The 17,309-nt window shown below is 72.2% G+C and carries 26 protein-coding genes and 1 tRNA gene; 16 read left to right on the plus strand and 11 right to left on the minus strand.

Going from position 1 to position 17,309, the window contains the following annotated elements; all coding sequences use genetic code 11:
* Positions 1–49 precede the first annotated feature (49 nt).
* On the plus strand, positions 50–895 hold the full coding sequence (locus AEQ27_RS01435; protein ID WP_054145063.1) for a tryptophan-rich sensory protein: 846 nt from the start codon (positions 50–52) through the stop codon (positions 893–895).
* 70 nt (positions 896–965) lie between these two features.
* Entirely contained in the window at positions 966–1,091 is a 126-nt protein-coding gene (locus AEQ27_RS18500; protein WP_255349745.1) for a hypothetical protein, read from the plus strand.
* On the opposite strand, the gene AEQ27_RS01440 is transcribed toward AEQ27_RS18500, so the two are convergent.
* Positions 1,075–2,112, minus strand: coding sequence for an aldo/keto reductase (locus AEQ27_RS01440; protein ID WP_054145064.1), 1,038 nt, complete (start codon positions 2,110–2,112; stop codon positions 1,075–1,077). The two genes, AEQ27_RS18500 and AEQ27_RS01440, sit on opposite strands and share 17 nt — an antisense overlap.
* A gap of 182 nt (positions 2,113–2,294) precedes the next feature.
* On the opposite strand from AEQ27_RS01440, the gene AEQ27_RS01450 reads away from it, so the two are divergent.
* A complete protein-coding gene (locus tag AEQ27_RS01450) occupies positions 2,295–3,344 on the plus strand; it encodes a helix-turn-helix transcriptional regulator (protein WP_152970081.1) in 1,050 nt (349 codons plus the stop codon).
* A 325-nt stretch (positions 3,345–3,669) separates the two neighbouring features.
* Here the strand turns inward: AEQ27_RS01450 and dcd are convergent, their stop codons facing one another.
* Positions 3,670–4,257: a dCTP deaminase gene (dcd, locus tag AEQ27_RS01455; protein ID WP_043593858.1), complete on the minus strand. Its 588-nt coding sequence runs from the start codon at positions 4,255–4,257 to the stop codon at positions 3,670–3,672.
* A 49-nt stretch (positions 4,258–4,306) separates the two neighbouring features.
* Here dcd and AEQ27_RS01460 point away from each other — a divergent pair, with 49 nt between their 5' ends.
* Positions 4,307–5,287, plus strand: coding sequence for an NAD(P)H-quinone oxidoreductase (locus tag AEQ27_RS01460; RefSeq protein WP_054145067.1), 981 nt, complete (start codon positions 4,307–4,309; stop codon positions 5,285–5,287).
* Between the two features lie 53 nt (positions 5,288–5,340).
* Here the strand turns inward: AEQ27_RS01460 and AEQ27_RS01465 are convergent, their stop codons facing one another.
* The 5 genes from AEQ27_RS01465 to AEQ27_RS01485 are packed head-to-tail and all read right to left on the minus strand — an operon-like array spanning position 5,341 to position 7,637.
* Complete coding sequence (locus tag AEQ27_RS01465; RefSeq protein ID WP_054145068.1) at positions 5,341–5,946, minus strand: hypothetical protein; 606 nt, start codon at positions 5,944–5,946, stop codon at positions 5,341–5,343.
* Entirely contained in the window at positions 5,943–6,533 is a 591-nt protein-coding gene (locus tag AEQ27_RS01470) for a hypothetical protein (RefSeq protein WP_054145069.1), read from the minus strand. Before AEQ27_RS01470 ends, AEQ27_RS01465 begins: the two co-directional genes overlap by 4 nt.
* Positions 6,530–6,937 carry a hypothetical protein gene (locus tag AEQ27_RS01475; RefSeq protein ID WP_054145070.1) on the minus strand — a complete coding sequence of 136 codons (408 nt, stop codon included), beginning with the start codon at positions 6,935–6,937 and terminating at the stop codon, positions 6,530–6,532. The genes AEQ27_RS01470 and AEQ27_RS01475 overlap by 4 nt, the downstream gene beginning before the upstream one ends.
* Positions 6,934–7,125: a DUF2273 domain-containing protein gene (locus AEQ27_RS01480; RefSeq protein WP_054145071.1), complete on the minus strand. Its 192-nt coding sequence runs from the start codon at positions 7,123–7,125 to the stop codon at positions 6,934–6,936. The genes AEQ27_RS01475 and AEQ27_RS01480 overlap by 4 nt, the downstream gene beginning before the upstream one ends.
* A complete protein-coding gene (locus tag AEQ27_RS01485) occupies positions 7,122–7,637 on the minus strand; it encodes an Asp23/Gls24 family envelope stress response protein (protein WP_054145086.1) in 516 nt (171 codons plus the stop codon). The genes AEQ27_RS01480 and AEQ27_RS01485 overlap by 4 nt, the downstream gene beginning before the upstream one ends.
* A gap of 240 nt (positions 7,638–7,877) precedes the next feature.
* Here AEQ27_RS01485 and AEQ27_RS01490 point away from each other — a divergent pair, with 240 nt between their 5' ends.
* From AEQ27_RS01490 to AEQ27_RS01530, 11 genes are all read left to right on the plus strand, one after another.
* Positions 7,878–8,432 (plus strand): RNA polymerase sigma factor, encoded by a 555-nt coding sequence (locus AEQ27_RS01490; protein ID WP_054145072.1) that lies wholly within the window; start codon positions 7,878–7,880, stop codon positions 8,430–8,432.
* Complete coding sequence (locus AEQ27_RS01495; protein ID WP_054145073.1) at positions 8,429–9,112, plus strand: hypothetical protein; 684 nt, start codon at positions 8,429–8,431, stop codon at positions 9,110–9,112. The genes AEQ27_RS01490 and AEQ27_RS01495 overlap by 4 nt, the downstream gene beginning before the upstream one ends.
* Positions 9,109–9,621: a hypothetical protein gene (locus AEQ27_RS01500; protein WP_054145074.1), complete on the plus strand. Its 513-nt coding sequence runs from the start codon at positions 9,109–9,111 to the stop codon at positions 9,619–9,621. The genes AEQ27_RS01495 and AEQ27_RS01500 overlap by 4 nt, the downstream gene beginning before the upstream one ends.
* Before the next feature lie 191 nt (positions 9,622–9,812).
* A tRNA-Gly gene (locus AEQ27_RS01505) sits at positions 9,813–9,883 on the plus strand.
* 40 nt (positions 9,884–9,923) lie between these two features.
* Positions 9,924–10,298, plus strand: coding sequence for a PH domain-containing protein (locus tag AEQ27_RS01510; RefSeq protein ID WP_054145075.1), 375 nt, complete (start codon positions 9,924–9,926; stop codon positions 10,296–10,298).
* Positions 10,299–10,310: 12 nt separating this feature from the next.
* Entirely contained in the window at positions 10,311–10,514 is a 204-nt protein-coding gene (locus tag AEQ27_RS18645; protein ID WP_369813574.1) for a hypothetical protein, read from the plus strand.
* Complete coding sequence (locus tag AEQ27_RS01515; RefSeq protein ID WP_054145076.1) at positions 10,511–10,846, plus strand: hypothetical protein; 336 nt, start codon at positions 10,511–10,513, stop codon at positions 10,844–10,846. Before AEQ27_RS18645 ends, AEQ27_RS01515 begins: the two co-directional genes overlap by 4 nt.
* A gap of 1 nt (position 10,847) precedes the next feature.
* The gene (locus AEQ27_RS01520; RefSeq protein WP_054145077.1) at positions 10,848–11,438 is read left to right on the plus strand and encodes a hypothetical protein; all 591 of its coding nucleotides are present in this window, start codon (positions 10,848–10,850) and stop codon (positions 11,436–11,438) included.
* A complete protein-coding gene (locus AEQ27_RS16925; protein ID WP_152970082.1) occupies positions 11,435–11,626 on the plus strand; it encodes a hypothetical protein in 192 nt (63 codons plus the stop codon). Before AEQ27_RS01520 ends, AEQ27_RS16925 begins: the two co-directional genes overlap by 4 nt.
* Before the next feature lie 97 nt (positions 11,627–11,723).
* Positions 11,724–12,179 (plus strand): Hsp20/alpha crystallin family protein, encoded by a 456-nt coding sequence (locus tag AEQ27_RS01525; protein ID WP_054145078.1) that lies wholly within the window; start codon positions 11,724–11,726, stop codon positions 12,177–12,179.
* Positions 12,180–12,447: 268 nt separating this feature from the next.
* Entirely contained in the window at positions 12,448–12,903 is a 456-nt protein-coding gene (locus AEQ27_RS01530; protein WP_054145079.1) for an SRPBCC family protein, read from the plus strand.
* Between the two features lie 248 nt (positions 12,904–13,151).
* Here the strand turns inward: AEQ27_RS01530 and glsA are convergent, their stop codons facing one another.
* Entirely contained in the window at positions 13,152–14,135 is a 984-nt protein-coding gene (gene glsA, locus AEQ27_RS01535) for a glutaminase A (protein WP_054145080.1), read from the minus strand.
* Between the two features lie 189 nt (positions 14,136–14,324).
* Between glsA and AEQ27_RS01540 the strand changes: the two genes are divergently transcribed.
* Positions 14,325–14,609, plus strand: a complete 285-nt coding sequence (locus AEQ27_RS01540) for a hypothetical protein (protein WP_054145081.1) — start codon at positions 14,325–14,327, stop codon at positions 14,607–14,609.
* A gap of 117 nt (positions 14,610–14,726) precedes the next feature.
* Here the strand turns inward: AEQ27_RS01540 and AEQ27_RS01545 are convergent, their stop codons facing one another.
* The 3 genes from AEQ27_RS01545 to AEQ27_RS01555 form a co-directional block, all read right to left on the minus strand.
* Entirely contained in the window at positions 14,727–15,746 is a 1,020-nt protein-coding gene (locus AEQ27_RS01545; protein WP_054145082.1) for a DUF418 domain-containing protein, read from the minus strand.
* A gap of 80 nt (positions 15,747–15,826) precedes the next feature.
* Positions 15,827–16,135 (minus strand): hypothetical protein, encoded by a 309-nt coding sequence (locus AEQ27_RS01550; protein ID WP_152970083.1) that lies wholly within the window; start codon positions 16,133–16,135, stop codon positions 15,827–15,829.
* A 65-nt stretch (positions 16,136–16,200) separates the two neighbouring features.
* Entirely contained in the window at positions 16,201–17,286 is a 1,086-nt protein-coding gene (locus AEQ27_RS01555; RefSeq protein WP_054145084.1) for an ABC transporter ATP-binding protein, read from the minus strand.
* Between the last annotated feature and the right edge of the window lie 23 nt (positions 17,287–17,309).

Raw genomic sequence — 17,309 nt, forward strand, 5'->3', positions numbered from 1 at the left:
CTCTTAGCAACTAAGAGATCGACCCTCGGGCGCGACTAGCGTCCCCCTCATGACCACCGACACGAGCACCCGAGCCCCTGCCGACCCCGCGACGTCGCGCGACGTCGTCCGCCAGATCGTCGTGGTCGTCACCGCCGTCCTGGCGATCGTGCTCGCCGCCTACGGTTCGGGCGCCTTCGGCGGCGTCTCGGTGTCCGACGCCGCGGGCGGTGCCCTCAGCGCGACCGCCACCACCGTCGCCCCCGCGACGCCGGCCTTCAGCATCTGGAGCGTCATCTACCTCGGCCTCGTCGCGTACGCCATCCACCAGGCCCTTCCCGGTCAGCGCGCCGTCACCCGGCACCGGCGCCTGGGCTACTGGGTCGCCGCCTCGCTGCTGCTCAACGCGGCGTGGCTGTTCGCCGCCGTGCAGCTCGGCAGCGTGTGGCTGGGTGCCCTCGTCATCGTCGCGCTGCTGCTCGTGCTCGCGCGCATCTTCGTGATCCTGTTCCACACCGCGTCGAGTGGGTGGGTCGACGCGGTCGTCACCGACGGCACGCTCGGCCTCTACCTCGGCTGGGTCAGCGTCGCGACCGTCGCCAACATCGCCGCCGGCCTGGTCGACGCGGGCTTCGACGGCTTCGGTTTCGCGGCCGGGTTCTGGTCGTCGGTGGTGCTCGGTGTGGCCGCACTCGTCGGCGTCGTGCTGGCCTTCGCCGGCCGCGGCCGCATCGCTCCGGCCCTGTCGCTGTCGTGGGGACTCGCCTGGATCGCCGTCGGCCGCCTGACCGGCGAACCCGAGAACGTCGTCGCCGGGGTGGCGGCGATCGTCGCCGCCGCCGTCGTGCTGGTCGTCACGATCGCCGTGCGGGCAGCACGAGGCCGGGTCGGCGCCACCGCCTCGCTGCACCGCTGAGCCCCCGCCCGCTGAACCGCACCGCACCGCACCGCGAGATGGTCACGGCGCCAGGGGAAAACCTGGCGCGGTGACCATCTCCTGGCGTCGCGTGGGGAGTGCAGGAGGCGCGGTGCCCTCAGGAGGCGCGGTGCCCTCAGGAGGCGCGGTGCCCTCAGGAGGCGCGGTGCGCCTCTTGGTCAGCGGCCGCCGGTGATCTTCCGGTCGCGCTGGGCGACCCCTGCCGTGCCGTAGGGGTAGTCGTCGACCCGAGGTGCGCTCGCCGCGGTGAGGCGGGCGACCTCGTCGTCGGTGAGGACCGCGGCCAGCGCCGACGAACCCAGGTTGTCGTCGAGCTGCTCGACCGTGCGCGCACCGAGGATGACCGACGTGACCGCGGGCTGACGCAGCAACCAGGCCAGCGCGACCTGCGAGGCCGAGGCGTCGTGCGCCGAGGCGATCGAGGTGACCGCGTCGAGGACGGTCCAGGTGCGCTCGTCCGCGTTGCGCGCCTCCCAGGCCTCCATGCCCCGCTTCGGGTCCTCGCCGAGGCGGGTGGCACCGGTGGGTGCCTGGTCGCGGACGTACTTGCCGCTCAACCAGCCGCCGGCCAGCGGCGACCAGGGCAGCAGTCCGATGCCGGCGTCGAGCGAGGCCGGCACGACCTCGTGCTCGATGTCGCGGACGAGCAGGTTGTACTGCGGTTGCAGCGTGACGGGCGGGGCGAACCCGAGGGCCTCGGCGCGTCCGACGGCCTTCGTCACCTGCCAGCCGAGGTAGTTCGAGAAGCCGTAGTAGCCGATCTTGCCGGCGCTGATGGCGTCGTCGAGGAACCGCAGGGTCTCGTCGATCGGGGTGAGGTGGTCCCAGGCGTGCATCTGGTAGAGGTCGACGTGCTCGACGCCGAGCCGGGTGAGCGACGCGTCGAGGGCCTTCGCGAGGTGGCGACGCGAGAGCCCGACGTCGTTGGGCCCGTCGCCCATGGGGAAGCGTCCCTTGGTCGCGAGCACCACCTGGTCGGCGTCGGTGGGGTGGCTCGCCAGCCAGCGGCCGACGATGGTCTCGCTGGTGCCGGCGCTGTAGACGTCGGCCGGGTCGGCGGGGGTGCCGCCGCCCGCCACGAAGGCTTCGAGGATGTCGTGCGAGGTCGGTTCGTCGGCTTCGGCGCCGAAGGTCATGGTGCCGAGTGTCAGCTCCGACACCGAGGCACCGCTGTTCCCGAGGGTTCTGTAGTCCATGTCCTCGACGCTACGCCCGGCCGCACCACACCGACGGGGCCTTGACAAGCCCCCCCCCGTTCGCGGGGTGCCTCGCGGCCGCCTCGTGGATAATCTCGGGATGGTCGTCCGACGCCGACGTCGGGCCCGACCGGACCGGGACCAACCACCCCGGGTCACCGTCCCACCCGAGGGGAACGACCGTGTCATCAGTCTCACCCGAGGCGGCGCCAACCACCGCCGGATCAGCCTCGACCCACCCGCCCGACTCGTCGTCGTTGCCACTCGCGGCGCACGTCGACCCCCGGGTCCGCAGCGTCACCACCACCGACCGGGACGTCGCGCACGCCCTGATCCGCAAGAACTACAAGATCACCCGCCTCGAGGGCAGCGGCCCCGCGCCGTTCGTCTACAGCCGGGCCGTGTCGGGCGAGACACGGTTCGCGCTGTGCCGCTTCGAGTACCGACGCGGCCGACTGGTGACCGAGAGCGAGCCCGCGGGGTTCCTTGTCGCCGGCGGGGTGATGGCGGGCCGTTTGTCGCTGCGGACGCGGGACCACGAGATCCGGGTCGATCCCGGTGCTCCGTTCGCGTTCCCGTCGCACGAGGCGAAGACCATGGACTCGGTGGACCTCGTGCTCGGTCAGGTGCTGCTCGACCGCGTCGCCGTCGAGCGTGAGCTGGGCGCCATGCGGCTGGCGGCCCCCGGGGGACTCCGCTCGACGGCCACCGAGGCGGTGTCGGCCTCGATGGCCCGCTACTGGTCCGACCTCGTGACCCACGTCCACGAGAACGTCATCCGCAACGACGCGGCCATGGCGAGCTCGCTCGTGCGGGGTTCGGCGTTCCGGTCGCTCGTCGCGGCCTTCCTCGAGACGTTCGAGACGAACGTCGTCGGTGCGGGCGACGACGACGGCCACACGCCCCTGCCGTCGACCGTGCGGCGGGCACGGGAGTTCATCGAGCAGCACGCGCATGACGACATCGGCGTCGTCGAGATCGCCGAGGCGGCACGCGTGACGCCGCGGGCCCTGCAGCTGGCCTTCCGTCGCCACCTCGACTCGACGCCCATGGCCGAGCTGCGTCGGGCACGGCTGCGCGGGGCGCACGGCGACCTCGTCATGGCCGATCCGACCCTCGGCCACACGGTCGCGGGCGTGGCGCTCAGCTGGGGTTTCGCCCACGCGGGCCGCTTCGCGGCCCAGTACACGGCCGAGTTCGGACGGTCACCCCGGGACACCCTCGAGGGTTGACGGATGAGATTTTCACCTGCACTTCGCAAGCTGAGCATCCGTTTCGTTTTCCGGACAGGGCCGGGTTTGCCTGGCGCGCGCAGGGTCGCAGAATGACAAAGCCTCGCGGTGACAGGTTCAGGACCGCGAGTCACAGCGCACGAGATCGACGTCGGGTTTCTCTCGTGTCGCCGGGGTGCGGAGGGAGTCGGGTTCCTTCCGCACCCCCTTCTCGTTTCTGGGAGGCGTCGAGCGTCGAGGACGCGACCCGCGCCTCCTGGGTTCCCCGCGGCCGCGGCACGAGCCCGCGGCTGCACGAGCCCGCAGGGGCACGAGCCTGTGGCGATCAGTCGCGCGCGGAGACGTCCGTGTGCACGAAGCCCCGGAACGACCGGCTGGCGGTCGGGCCGCGCTGGCCCTGGTATCGCGAGCCGTACTCGGACGACCCGTAGGGGTGCTCGGCCGGCGAGCTGAGCTTGAAGAAGCAGAGCTGGCCGATCTTCATGCCGGGCCAGAGCTTGATCGGCAGGGTCGCGACGTTCGACAGCTCGAGCGTCACGTGGCCGCCGAAGCCGGGATCGATGAAGCCGGCGGTCGAGTGCGTCAGCAGGCCGAGGCGCCCGAGCGAGCTCTTGCCCTCGAGGCGGGCCGCGACGTCGTCGGGCAGGGTGACGAACTCGTAGGTGCTGCCCAGCACGAACTCGCCCGGGTGCAGGATGAACGGCTCGTCGGCCTTCGCCTCGACCAGGCGGGTCAACTCGGGCTGCTCGTCGGCCGGGTCGATGAACGGGTACTTGTGGTTGTCGAAGAGGCGGAAGAACCGGTCGAGCCGCACGTCGATGCTCGACGGCTGGATCAGCGTCGGGTCGTAGGGGTCGAGGCCGATTCGCCCGGCGTCGAGTTCGAGCTTGATGTCGCGGTCGGAGAGCAGCACGCGACAAGCCTAGTCAGCGCGTGCCGGGCCGCGGGGGGAGGATGGACGCATGCGTGCCATCACCGTCCCCGTGCCCGGAGGGCCCTCCGCCCTCGTCGTCTCCGAGGTGGCCGAGCCGGTGCCCGGCCCCCGCGAGGTCGTCATCGACGTCGCCGCCGCGGGCGTCAACCGCGCCGACGTCAACCAGCGTGAGGGGCACTACCCGTCGCCCGCCGGGGCGCCGTCCTGGCCCGGGCTCGAGGTCAGCGGCACCGTCGTCGCGACCGGCGAGCACGTCACGGCGGCGGCCGTCGGCGACTACGTCGTGGCCCTGCTGCCGGGCGGTGGCTACGCCGACCGCGTGCAGGTCGACGAAGGACTCGTGCTGCCCCTGCCCCGGGGCGTCGACCTCGTCGAGGCGGCCGGCCTGCCCGAGGCCGTCGCCACCGTCTGGTCGAACGTGTTCATGAGCGCCGGGCTGAAGCCGGGTGAGACCCTGCTCGTGCACGGGGGCGCCAGCGGCGTCGGCTCGATTGCGATCCAGATGGCCGTGGCGCTCGGTTCGACCGTCTACGCCACCGCCGGGTCCGCCGACAAGACGTCGTTCTGCGAACAGCTCGGCGCCACCCGCGGCATCGATTACAAGACCGAGGACTTCGTCGCGGTCGTCGACGAGCTCACCGAGGGCCGCGGCGTCGACGTCGTGCTCGACCTGGTCGGCGGCGACTACATCGCCCGCGACGTCGAGGCGCTCGCCGTGGACGGCCGTGTCATGGTGATCGCGGTGCAGGGCGGCGCGTCGGCCACGATCGACCTGTCGCGCCTGATGGCGAAGCGCGGACGGGTCTGGGCGACCACGCTGCGCGCCCGCCCGCTCGACGAACGCCGCGCCATCATGGCCGAGGTGCGCGAGCACGTCTGGCCGCTGGTCGAGGCCGGTTCGGTGCGACCGGTGCTCGACAGCGTCTACCCGCTCGAGTTCGTCGCCACGGCACACAAGCGCATGGAGTCCGGCGGGCACAGCGGCAAGATCCTGCTCGCCGTCCGCTGAGGCCGAGCCGCATCGAGGAGGCGCGGGTCGCCGCCCCGAGGAGGCGCGGGTCGTCAGGAGACGCGGCTGTCGGACCCCTTGCGCATCGCCGAGGCTCCGGTGATCTCGACGAGCACGGGCACGGTCTCGCCCAGCACGCGGTCGAGCCCGCGGGCGACGTCGGACGCCGCGGCGACCACGGGGGCCGGGGACGACCCCGCCGTCAGGCGCACGCGCACCTTGAGGGCCGGTCGGCCCGTGACCGTCCACGCCGAGACGCCGACCGCGGCCACGTCGCGTCGGCCGCGCAGTGCGTCGGTGATCGCGGTGTCGGCGAACGAGCTCGACACGGCGATCGAGCCGGCCGGGTCGTCGTGGACGACCACGCTGTCGGTGCGACCGTGCCCGTGGGCGGAGATCGCGACGACGAAGACGATCACCAGCAGCAGGCAGAGCAGGGCGAGGGCCAGCGGCAGCCAACTGCCGCCCGTCCCACCGGTCGGGTCGATCGGCGTCGTCGCCACCGCGTCGTCGACGGCCGACGACGCGGGCGACAGCAGGTCGCGCAGGGCACCGCCGCCGGGCAGGGCGACGATCACGAGGAACACGCCGACGGCCAGGGTGACGAGCCCGACGACGAACAGGAAGAGGCGGTTCGCGAACCGGTTGCTGGAGGTCATGCGCCGAGCCGTCCCTGGTCGGTGGGGCGGACCCGGGCCGACAGGGCGGGGCGGTGGGCGACGGGCTCGAGCTCGGCACGGGCCGCGGCGGCGACCGCGGCGGCGTCGACGGGGAGGCCCGGGGACGGCGTGAGGTCGATCTGAGCCCGGCGTCTCGAGACCCAGGCCGAGACCTGCTGCTCGGACAGGCGACCCGACGTGCGGGCGGTCCGGGCGAGGGACGACGCGATGACGCGGTCGTCGACCACGACCGCCACGCGGGCGTCGTCGATGGTGTGGCGTCCGCGGCGGCCGGCCGTGACGGCGAGGGCTACGAGGACGAGCCCGACGAGCGCTGCGACGACACCGGCGCCGAGCCCGAGGCCCGAGGGGCCGCCGCCGTCGACGGACGACGTCAGCGGCGCGAGGACGTCGACCGGGGAGAAGAGCAGAGCCGGTCGCCCGAGCGCGGCGTAGACGGCCTCGACGCCGACGTACCCGACGACGAGCGTCAGCAGCACGAGCACGACGATGGTGCTGCCCGAGCGGGAGGAGTGCAGCTCGCGCCGCAGGACGCGGCGGTACAGGCCGGGGTCGATCTCGCTCACGAGGTGTGTCCCGTCCGCTCGAGGCGGCTGCCGCTGACCGTCACGTCCACGCGGGACACGGTCCGCCCCGCGAGGTCGGAGACCCGGCGGGTCAGGGTGGACTGCAGGTCGCGCACGACGGCGACGACCCCGCCCTCGGGCATCGTCATGGCCTCGGAGAGCATCGGTACGCGGACCGGCGTCGAGACGCGCAGGGCGAGCTGCCCGGCATCGTCCGCCGCCTCGACGCGGACGTCGGCCCGGCGGACGCGCAGGGTCTCGGCGACGACGGCCGTGGCCATCTTCTGCAGCACCTTGCCGGGGATGCTGACGTGCCCGGAGACGACGGGGCCCGAACCGCGGACGTCGTCGGAGGCGGCCGGCGTGCGCTCGACGGCGGAGGAGGCGGTGGCGACGGCGGTCATGACGACGAGCGCCGTCCGCGCAGGGCGTCGAGCAGGCCCTTGACGTCGGTCTCGCCCGAGATCACGAGTCCGACGAGCGCCCCGACCGCGATGAAGACCGCGACGAGGACGAAACCCCAGAAGCCGAAGGCCAGGGCCGAGACGGCGAGCACGGCACCGACGGCCATGCCGGTGGTGGTGGCGGTCACGAGACGCGGCTCTCGCGCGGGGAGTCGTCGTCGGCGTCGTCGTCACCGGGGATGTGGACGTCGTCGATCGCGACGTTGACCTCGGCGACCTCCCGGCCCCCGAGCTGCTCGATCGTCCGGGCCACGGCGGCGCGCACCTGCTCGGCGACCGTGTGCATGGGGGCCGGGTACTCGACGACGATCGTGACGTCGGCGGCGACCTGGGTCTCGCCCACCTCGACGCGCACGCCCTGACCGAGGTCGGTCGTGCCGATGACGTCGCGCAGGGCGCCGAACGCCCGGGCCGTGCCGCCACCGAGGGCGAAGACGCCGGGCACCTCGCGGGCGGCGATGCCGGCGACCTTGGCGACGACGCCGTCGGCCACGACCGTCTTGCCGGGCGTGACGGCAGACGAGGAGGCGCTGGTCGTCGGGGTCGTGTCGGGTGCCTTGTCGACGCGGCTGGGGGCGGTGCCGCCCGGGACGGTGCTGCCGGGGACGGTGCTCTTCGGGGTCTTGTCGGTGGGGGCCATCGGTGTCTCCTTCTGCTCGGACGATGCGTGACGGGTCGGCGTCACCCTTCGGTCTTACCCGACGAGCCACCCGACGAGTCCGGGAACGGGCATCCCGTTCGCGCTGATTCCGGTGTATCCAGGGATGAGACGCGTTCCGGGGTCCGAACGTCACGGAATCCGTCGTCATTCATCCACGGGTCGCGACCCGCGCCTCCTCGTCCTTGGGGGCCGGGCGGACGCAGCAGCAGAGGGGCGGACATGTCGGCAGACCTGACCGAGGCCTCCGATGCCGTTCTCGCGACGCGCGCCGCCGAGGGCGACGAGCGGGCCTTCGAGGTGTTGCTGCGGCGGCACCTCGGGCTGATGACGGCGTACGCCACCCGGCTGACCGGCTCACGGGCCGACGCGACCGACGCCGTGCAAGAGGCGTCCATCACCATCTGGCGCGAGCTGCCCACCCTGCAGACGCCCGCCGCGGCCAAGGGCTGGATGATGCGCATCGTGTCGCGCAAGGCCTTCGACCTGATCCGGTCGCGACGACTCACCGACGACGTCGACGACCTCGAGCTGGCCTCGGCGACGCCGACGACCGATCCGGAACGCCTGGCGTCGTCGAACGACGCCATGGAGGCGCTGCGTGCGGCCCTCGCGCGACTGCCGGCCAGCCAGCGGCAGGTGTGGGCGCTGCGCGAGGTCGGCGGCGAGTCGTACACCGAGATCGCCGACCGGACCGGCACCACCGTGACCGCGGTCCGGGGGCAGCTCGCCCGGGCCCGAGAGACCCTGACCCGCGAGATGGAGGCCTGGCGATGAGTGACCGTCCCCACGGCACCGACCACGCCCACGAAGACCCGACCCCGCCCGACGTGCCCGTCGACCTGGGCGAGGCCGTCGAGGGCGACCCGACGTCGGGCGAGCCCGTCGAGGGGGCCGACGACGCCGTCTCGCCCGAACGCCTCGTCGACTACCTCGACGCCGGTCGGCAGCCCTACGACCCCGAGATCGAGGAGTCGCCCGAGGCCCGGGCCCAGCTCGCCGCCCTCGAGCGCCTCCGCGCGATGGGAGCCCGGCTGCTCGAGTCGGACGCCGCGGCGACGCCGGCACCGGACCCGAGCTGGATCTCGGGCGTCATGGACCGCGTGCGCCTCGAGTCGCGGGCCGGGCGGCAGATCCCGCTCGCCTCGATCGACGAGCGTTCCACCCTGCACATCACCGAGGGCGCCGTGCGGGCGCTCATCCGCGAGGCCGGTGACGGCGTCGACGGCGCCATGGTCATCTCGTGCACGATCCACGGCGACGTCAGCGTGCCCGGGGCACTCGTCCGGGTCGAGGTCGTCGTCAGCGGCCTGTTCGGCGAACCGCTGCCCGCGCTCGCCGAGGCGGTCCAGGCGGCGGTGTCGTCGAGTCTCTCCCGTCAGACCGAACTGACCCTCGAGAGCGTGGACGTCGTCGTCGACGACGTCCACCTTCAGAGCGAAGGAGGCGCGGCATGAGCGACGACGGCGGCCTGCGGGCCCGCATCAGCCCGGCCGACCTGTCCCTGCTCGCGGCCGAGCTCGGCGAGATCGCCGCGTCGGTCGACGGCGTCGTGCACGTCCGGGCCCGGCCCGGCTTCGGGAGCGTCGTGCGGTCGGCCCTGCAGGGGTTGAGCACCGTCGTCGGGGGCGGAGGGATCGTGGGCTCGACCATCCAGAGCGACGACACGGCGGCGGCCGAGGCGGGCGCGTCGGCCGCGTCCGACGTCTCGGACGCCGAGCGTGCCGACCCGGCCTCGGCCGAGGCCGCCGCGGCCGCCGCCCCCGGGCGACCCGTGCCGCTCGTGGGCATCGCCGTGGCCGACCTCGAGACCCGCATCACCCTCGACATCGCGGTCGACGAGAGCGGCTCCGGGCCGCTCGTGGCCCGTGCGGTCGCCCAGGCGCTGCTCGACCGCGTGAGCGGGGAGCCCGTTCCGCCGGCCTCGGTCGACCTGCGCATCGTCTCGGTCGCGACCGGGGCCTGAGCGCGCCTCCTGCTCTCGACTGCCGCCGTCGAACCACCGAAGCGCTGTCGAACCACCGGTTCGCGTGGTTCGACGGCACATGGATGGTGCGATCCGGCCGCCAGCCCGTGGCTGGAACCCGGTCAGACCCGACCCGACGGCACGGGAGGTGCGGGCCGCTATAGTGGTCTGACGCGCCCTCGAGGCGCCGCGCGAGTGTAGTTCAATGGTAGAACTTCAGCTTCCCAAGCTGATAGCGCGGGTTCGATTCCCGTCACTCGCTCTGACTGTGGCTGCGGCACCTGCTTCGGTAGGGTCGCCGCATGATTGACTTTTCCTCAAGCTCAGTTTTCAAACTGAGCCACATCGACCCCGCCGAGATCCAGCCGCAGATCGCGGGGCTGCTGCTCGAGGGCGAGGCCTTGCTCGTAGCCGCCAAGACGGTCCGAGATTTCGTCGTCTTCACGGACAAACGCATCATCGCGGTCAATGTCCAGGGCATCACCGGCAAGAAGCGGGACTTCAGCTCTCTTCCTTACTCCAAGGTGCAGGCCTTCTCTGTCGAGACGGCAGGAACGCTGGACCTCGACGCCGAACTCGAGTTGTGGTTCAGCGGTCTGGGCAAGGTCCGATTCGAATTCCGGGGGTCGTTCGACGTCACCTATCTCGGACGCCTCATCGCCAGCAAGATCCTCTGACGACGCAGACCCATTGCCCCCGCTGTCGGTCAACCGGGGGGTGGGGTGCAGATCCTGCTTCCCACCAGCGTGCAGGAACTCTTGAACATCGGCCTTTTCGTCGAGGTCACAAGGAATGGGGCGTCCGTGAAGAGAAGGAACTCGCCTTCGAGGAGCGTCGGCGCAACGGTGACTCACCCCGTGCGGCGACGAGCCACCGAGGGGCCAAGGGCATGACGACGCTCGAGGCCACGCTCGCCACGATCGAGGCCGAAGGGCTCGACAGGTTCGCCTACGTGATCGGAGACGATCACGGCAGTTCGGCGGACGCCCTGGTCCTGACCCGACGAGACGGCGTCTGGACCTCGTTCTCGACCAACGAACGTGCCGGTGTCGAGGAGAGCAGCGTTCGCACGTACGAGGAACTCTCCGACGCTCTGGACGACTTCCTGCGTCTCATGAGGCTCAGGGCTGACGAGGACGTGCTCATGTCGCGCATCAGGGAGAAGAACAGGCTCGCCCACGAGACGTGGCGGGCGTCTCGAGACGACCGACCGGAAAGGGCATGACATGGCGACGATCGAATCAGTGCACACCGTCATGGCGGCAGAGGGACTCGACGACCTGGGACACGTCATCGACGATGACCACGCGAACAGGACGGACTGCCTCGTCGTCACCCGACGAGACGACGCCTGGGTGACCTTCTCCACCGACGAGCGGGCGACGGTCGTCGACGAGAGCGTGCGGACCTACCCGAGCGAGTCCGAGGCCCTCGACGACTTCCTCGTCCTCCTCCGAATGAAAGGGCTCATCCGCGACCTGCGACGGGAGCGCGACCTCGAGCGCGTCGAACGCGCGCCGATGAGCCTCGAGTCGCTGCCTGCGCAGATGGCGGAGGGCTTGGACCGCGTCCATGTCGCTCTCGGTGACGTGTACCTCAGGCGCCTGGACTGTCTCGCCGTGGCGCGACGCGACGGTGTGTGGAGCACCTTCTTCATCGACGAACGAGCGGCCGTGGAGGAAGCGAGCCTGCACACGTTCCCCGACGAGGCCTCGGCCGTGGCCGACTTCCTCGACCGCCTGAGGTCGCAGCATCGCAAGCTCGAGATCCAGGACGAACTCCGAGACCGACGCCGACGAGCAGGAGAACCGTCATGACGATGGAGCGAGGTCTCGTCGAGGAACAGAGCGTCCGCACCTACGGCGACGTCGAAGCAGCCGCAGCCGACTTCCTCCGGTTGCTGCGCAACCTGGCCCGCATCGAGGAGATCGGCGCCCCAACTGGCCGCCCGTCGGCAGGTGCAGCGTCCTCAGTGATCTCTCGGCGGCGTCCAAGCTGGGTTTGAGGTACGAAACGCTGGTCAGAGGTACATTCTTCTCGTCAACGACCCGGGGCCACGGAGCCCCGGGTCACACCGATCAACCGAAAGGGGACTCTTCATCATGGCCATGTCTTTCGATCCTTTCACCGAGCTCGACCGTCTCACCGGCGCCCTCACGGGCTTGCGTCAGGGTCCCAGGGTCATGCCGGTCGACCTCTACCGCGACGGCGACCGCTACGTGCTCAACGCCGACATGCCGGGCATCGACCCGGGGTCGGTCGACGTGGACGTGGACGGCCAGCTGCTGACCATCCGGGCCAACCGCACGCCCGACACCCGCGACGGCGTCAAGTGGCTCGCGCAAGAGCGACCGCACGGCTCGTACCTCCGCCAGTTCAGCGTGGGCGAGGGCATCGACTCGAGTCGCATCACGGCCCACTACGACAACGGCGTGCTGTCGCTCGTCATCCCGGTCAGCGAGAGGGCGAAGCCGCGCAAGATCGAGGTCGTCTCAGGCCAGGCGCACGAGACCGTCGACGCGATCGACGCGTCACCGGCTCGCGACACGGCGAGCTGATCCTCCCGGCGGTCATGCCGTCGACCCAGACCACCCCGTCACGATCCGTCGTGGCGGGGTGGTCCCGTTCCGGCGGCACCGCCGCTCGACCGCTGCGGGCGGGCACGCGAGTACTGTGCGGTGCCCGGGTCGGCGGTGTCACCCGTCACCTGACCGTTGCCTCCGCACGTGGGCGAAGCCGACCCGCGCCTCCTACCGTTCACCGCAGGGCACGACGCCGACTCGGCGCCGCCCATGAATTCTGAACACCGTCAGCAAGGAGTGCACCATGGCACAGGCCATCGAGACCATCGACGTCAACGTCCCCGTCAGCGTCGCCTACAACCAGTGGACCCAGTTCGAGTCGTTCCCGAAGTTCCTCGACGAGATCGAGTCGATCACCCAGACCACCCCCACCCTCACGGTGTGGAAGGTCAAGGTCGGACCGGTCGAGAAGACCTTCGAGGCCGAGATCACCGAGCAGCACCCCGACGAGCGCGTCGCCTGGAACAGCACGGGCGGCGAGGTCGACCACGCCGGCGTCATCACGTTCCACAAGCTGAGTGACGACGTGACGCGCCTCACGGTGCAGATCGACTGGACCCCCGAGGGCTTCCTCGAGAAGGTCGGCAACACGCTCGGCGCGGACAACCACGCCATCAAGAAGGACCTCAAGAACTTCAAGGAGTTCATCGAGCGCGAGGGCAACGTCGACGGCGCCTGGCGCGGAGACGTCCAGGCCTGAGCCCAGGCTCGCCTCGCCCCTCCGGGGTGTGCAAATCGCGACAACTCGCCGGTTGTCCGGGTACGACGCCACGATGTGGCGGCGTGTCGGACGGCAGTTGTCGCGATTTGCACGTCCGGGGGCGTGCGCGCGGTCGGGTTCGGCCCGGCAGGGCAGGAGGCGCGGGCCAGCAGGAGGCGCGGGCCGGCAGGGCAGGAGGCGCGGGCCGGCAGGAGGCGCGGCTCGGTCGGGCAGGCCCGTCGCGCCGGTCAGCTGCCGAAGCCGAACGAGTGCAGGTCGTGATCCTCGCTCAGCCGGCGGCTCACCTCGGCACCGCGGACGCTCGTCCCCTGCTCGTCGATCGGCGGGCTGAAGACCGCCGCCCCGAGCCGGTTCGGTGCCGACAGGACGATCGCGCCCGAGACGCTCGACTTAGCCGGCACGCCGACGCCGCGCATCCAGCGGCCCGACCCGTCGTAGACGCCGCAGGTCGCCATGACCGACACCACGTCGCGGGCGACCCGCGCGTCGACCACCTGCTCGCCCGTCACCGGGTTGCGACCGCCGAACGCGAGCGTCGCGCCCATGACGGCCAAGGCCTCGGTGTCGACGAGCACCGAGCAGGACCGGGCGTAGAGCGCGACCGCGTCGTCCGCTGAGCTGTCGAGCGTGCCCTCCGACCGCATCAGGTGCGCCAGCGCGTGGTTGCGGTCGCCGTGCAACTGCTCGGACTCGCTGACCTCGCGGTCGTAGTCGAGCTCGCGCCCCGCGAAGGCTCCGAGGCCCGCCAGGATGCGCGCCGTGCGCTGGTCGCAGGTGTCGCCGTCGACCAGGTCGGCCGTGAGCAGGGCTCCGGCGTTGACCATCGGGTTCGGCGGTCGCCCGGTGCCGCCCTCGAGCTTGATCGCGTCGAACGCCTCGCCGGTCGGCTCGATGCCGACCGCGTCGAGCGCCGCTCCGCCGGTGTCGGCGAGGGCGAGTGCGAAGAGGAACGGCTTGACCGCCGACTGGATCGAGAACGCGTGACCCGAGTCGCCGGCCGCGACCACCTCGCCGGTGGGCCGCACCACGGCGACCCCGAACAGCTCGGGGTCGGCCTCGGCGAGCTGGGGGATGCTGTCGTCCACCGCGCCTCCTCGGATCGACAGGACGGAGGCGCGCAGGGCCTCGAGGGACGCGGCATCGGACGACGCGGCGTCGGACGACGCGGTGGGCGACGACGCGGTGTGGGACGACGGGGTGGGGGACGGCATCGCTTCACCCTGGCAGGCGGGGGCCCGTGCGTCCGGGCTCGTGCCGAGTCGCCCACGAACGGGACGGGGTACGCGCCGGGGGACGAGAAGCACGCGATGCCCCCGGCGTCAACCCCGCCCGTTGTCAGGTCGCGTGTCTACCGTGCACCTCGTCGGACCGCATCGGGGCGGGCCGCGAGAGAGGCGACGATGCTCATCGAGGGTGGCGGAGGCCGGTCGGGCACGGCCTGGCCGGGCCGTGGTCCCCTCGCGAGCGCGCTCGATCTGAGGCTCGACGTGGTCGGGCGCGGCCGGTGGCGGGTCGTCGACGTGCGCCGGTCGGAGCGGAGTGCCCTCGTGGTCCTCGGCGCGGTCGCCCAGACGGAGGCGGGCTACGAGCTCACCCTCGCCGCAGCCCCCGGGCGTCGCTGGTGGTGCACCGACCTCTCGAGTGCTCTCGACACCGTCGTGCGCGCTTCGTGGAGCCTCCGCTAGGCGTCTCGGGTCGAAGGGTCGACGGGTCGAGTGGTCCCGGATCGTGGTCCGGGGGTGCGTGGAGGACGATTCGCGACCACTCGACCACCGGACCCGGGGAGGCGCGGGTCGCGTCGGTCAGGACGCCCGGCGCACCAGCGCGGCCGGACGCCACCAGGTGACGGTCCGCCAGGCCCACTCGACCGGTCCGTAGACGAACCGCGTGAGCCAGAGGCGACTGAGCACGGACTGCACGGCGATGAGCCCGACGCTGAGGGCCACCCCCGGCACGACGCTCGCCATGTGCCCGAAGTCGACCACGAGGGCGAGGCCCGCCACGACGATCGCGGCGACGACGTAGTTGGTCAGCGCCATGCGGCCCAGCGGCTCGAACACGGCGGCGATGACACGGCGGGCGGGGGGCCGCCCGCGCCGGGCGAGAGCGGCGGCGCAGGCGACGGCCATGACCAGCCCGGCGATGCCGCCCGGCGGCGAGAAACGGGGGTCGCCCGGGGTCGTGGCCTGCCAGAACAGGGCCGGCACCGCGAGCACGGCCGCCCCGGCGAAGACCAGCGCGACGCCGCGCCCGGCCGACTCGAGCACGCGGGGCAGTCCGTACGCCGCGGCGCCCGCACCGGGCAGCATCGGGCCGGGGGTCGAGACGAGGCCGCCACCGGTCAGGGCGTAGGCCGCCACGGTCAGCGCGGCACCGAGCGCCAGGGTCGCCCAGCGCGGGGCGAACAGGACGATCGGCAGCATGACGAGGCCGACGACGCCGTACTCGAGCAGCACGTTCCCGGGGTAGACGAGCATGAGCAGCCCGCCGAGGGCGGCGAGACCGACCGGGCGGCGCGCCATGACGGGCCCGGGTCGGGGCGAGCGCGGCCGGGCGCCGGCGAGCACGAACCACAGGCTCATGCCGAAGAGGAACACGAAGATGGGCACGAACCGGGTCTGGACCGTGAGGTACAGCAGGTCGCGCGCCGGGTCGTCGACCGGACCGGCGTTCTCGATCGCCAGGTCGATGCCGAGGCGGGTGATGTCGAGCGTGTTGACCAGCAGGATGCCGAACAGGGCGAAGCCGCGCAGCGAGTCGACGAACCTCCAGCGGGTGCCGGGGGTGGGCGGGGAGTCGACGGCGGGCGCAGCAGAGGTCATGTGCCCAGCCAAGCCGACCCGCGCCTCCTGGTCGTCCCTCGCGGGGATGGCCGGCCTCCGTCCGAAGTATCAGATGTGAGCTAGGTGAGCTTCCACTCGGCGCGGTACTCGTCGCAGGTGAGCCGGTCGAGATCCGCCTCGATGTCGACCTTCGACTCGTCGGCGCCGGTGAGGCCCTGAGGCGGGAGCCGGTGGATCTCGCGGCCGGTCGACCGCTCACGCCCCACGACGTCGAAGCCCGGCCACTCACCCTCGAACGAGCCGAGGAAGAACGCGGTGACGACCGAGACGAGCCACCGTCCGGCGACGAGCAGCCGCGGTCGCCGGGTGGTGACGATCTCGGCCTGCCACACCGAGGAGGCGCGGGGCGCGTCGTCGGGGCCGGTCACCGGGGGCATGCCCCGCGGCCAGCGGCGGGGTCGGGCGTGCCGCCCCCGTCGCCCGGCTGACCGCGTCAGGAGGCGCGGGTCGTCACGGCCACGCGGGCGGGCGTGAACGAGACGCGCACCGGCGCCCCCGGCTCGCGTCGTTCGTCGGCCCGGTGGTCGAGCACCAGCAGGGTCTCGCGGTCCACGCGCACGCGGGTGCGGCACACGGCCCCCAGGAACGACACCGACTCGACGACGCCCGCGAGGCCGCCCTGCTCGACGAACGACACGTCCTCGGGCCGCACGTAGGCCCAGACCGGTCCCTCGGCCGGCGTGCCCACGACCGGCACCTCGGGACAGCCCGCCAGGCGGACGAGCGCGCCGATGACCTCGCCCGACACCCGGTTGCTCGTCCCGACGAACTCGGCGACGAACGCCGTCGCGGGAGCCGAGTAGAGCTCCTCCGGGGTGCCCACCTGCTCGATCGACCCGGCGCGCATGACGGCGACGCGGTCGGCCACGGCCAGGGCCTCCTCCTGGTCGTGCGTGACGAACAGGGTCGTGATCGACAGTTCGCGCTGGATGCGGCGGATCTCGTCCCGCAGTTGCACCCGCACCTTCGCGTCGAGGGCGCTGAGCGGCTCGTCGAGCAGCAGCACCCGCGGTCGCGTGACCAGGGCCCGGGCCAGGGCGACGCGCTGCTGCTGGCCGCCCGAGAGCTGGTGGGCGTACCGATCGCCGAGGTCGCCGAGCCCGACCAGGTCGAGCATCCCGCCCGCGCGGGCGGCCCGGGCGGCCTTGTCGACGCGACGCATGCGCAGCCCGAACTCGACGTTCTGCCGCACGGTCAGGTGGGGGAACAACGAGTACGCCTGGAACACCATGCCGACGTCGCGGCGGTGCGTCGGGACGCCGACCACGTCGCGGCCGTCGATCGTGATGCGGCCGCCCGTGACGTCCTCGAGCCCGGCGAGGCTGCGCAGCGCGGTGGTCTTGCCGCAGCCCGACGGGCCCAGCACGGCGACGAGCTCGCCGGGCTGCAGCTCGAGGTCGAGCCCGGTCAGGGCCCGGTGCCCGGCGAACTGCTTCGTGACGTCGTGGAACGCCACGGCGGCACCCGCACCGGCGCCGGTCGGACTCGTGACGGAGGGGCGGGGGAGCGTGGCGGTCACGAGAGGGCCTTCCGGGTGGGGAT

Origin of the sequence: Frigoribacterium sp. RIT-PI-h, assembly GCF_001297205.1 — a bacterium.
In the GTDB taxonomy this organism is placed as follows: domain Bacteria; phylum Actinomycetota; class Actinomycetes; order Actinomycetales; family Microbacteriaceae; genus Frigoribacterium.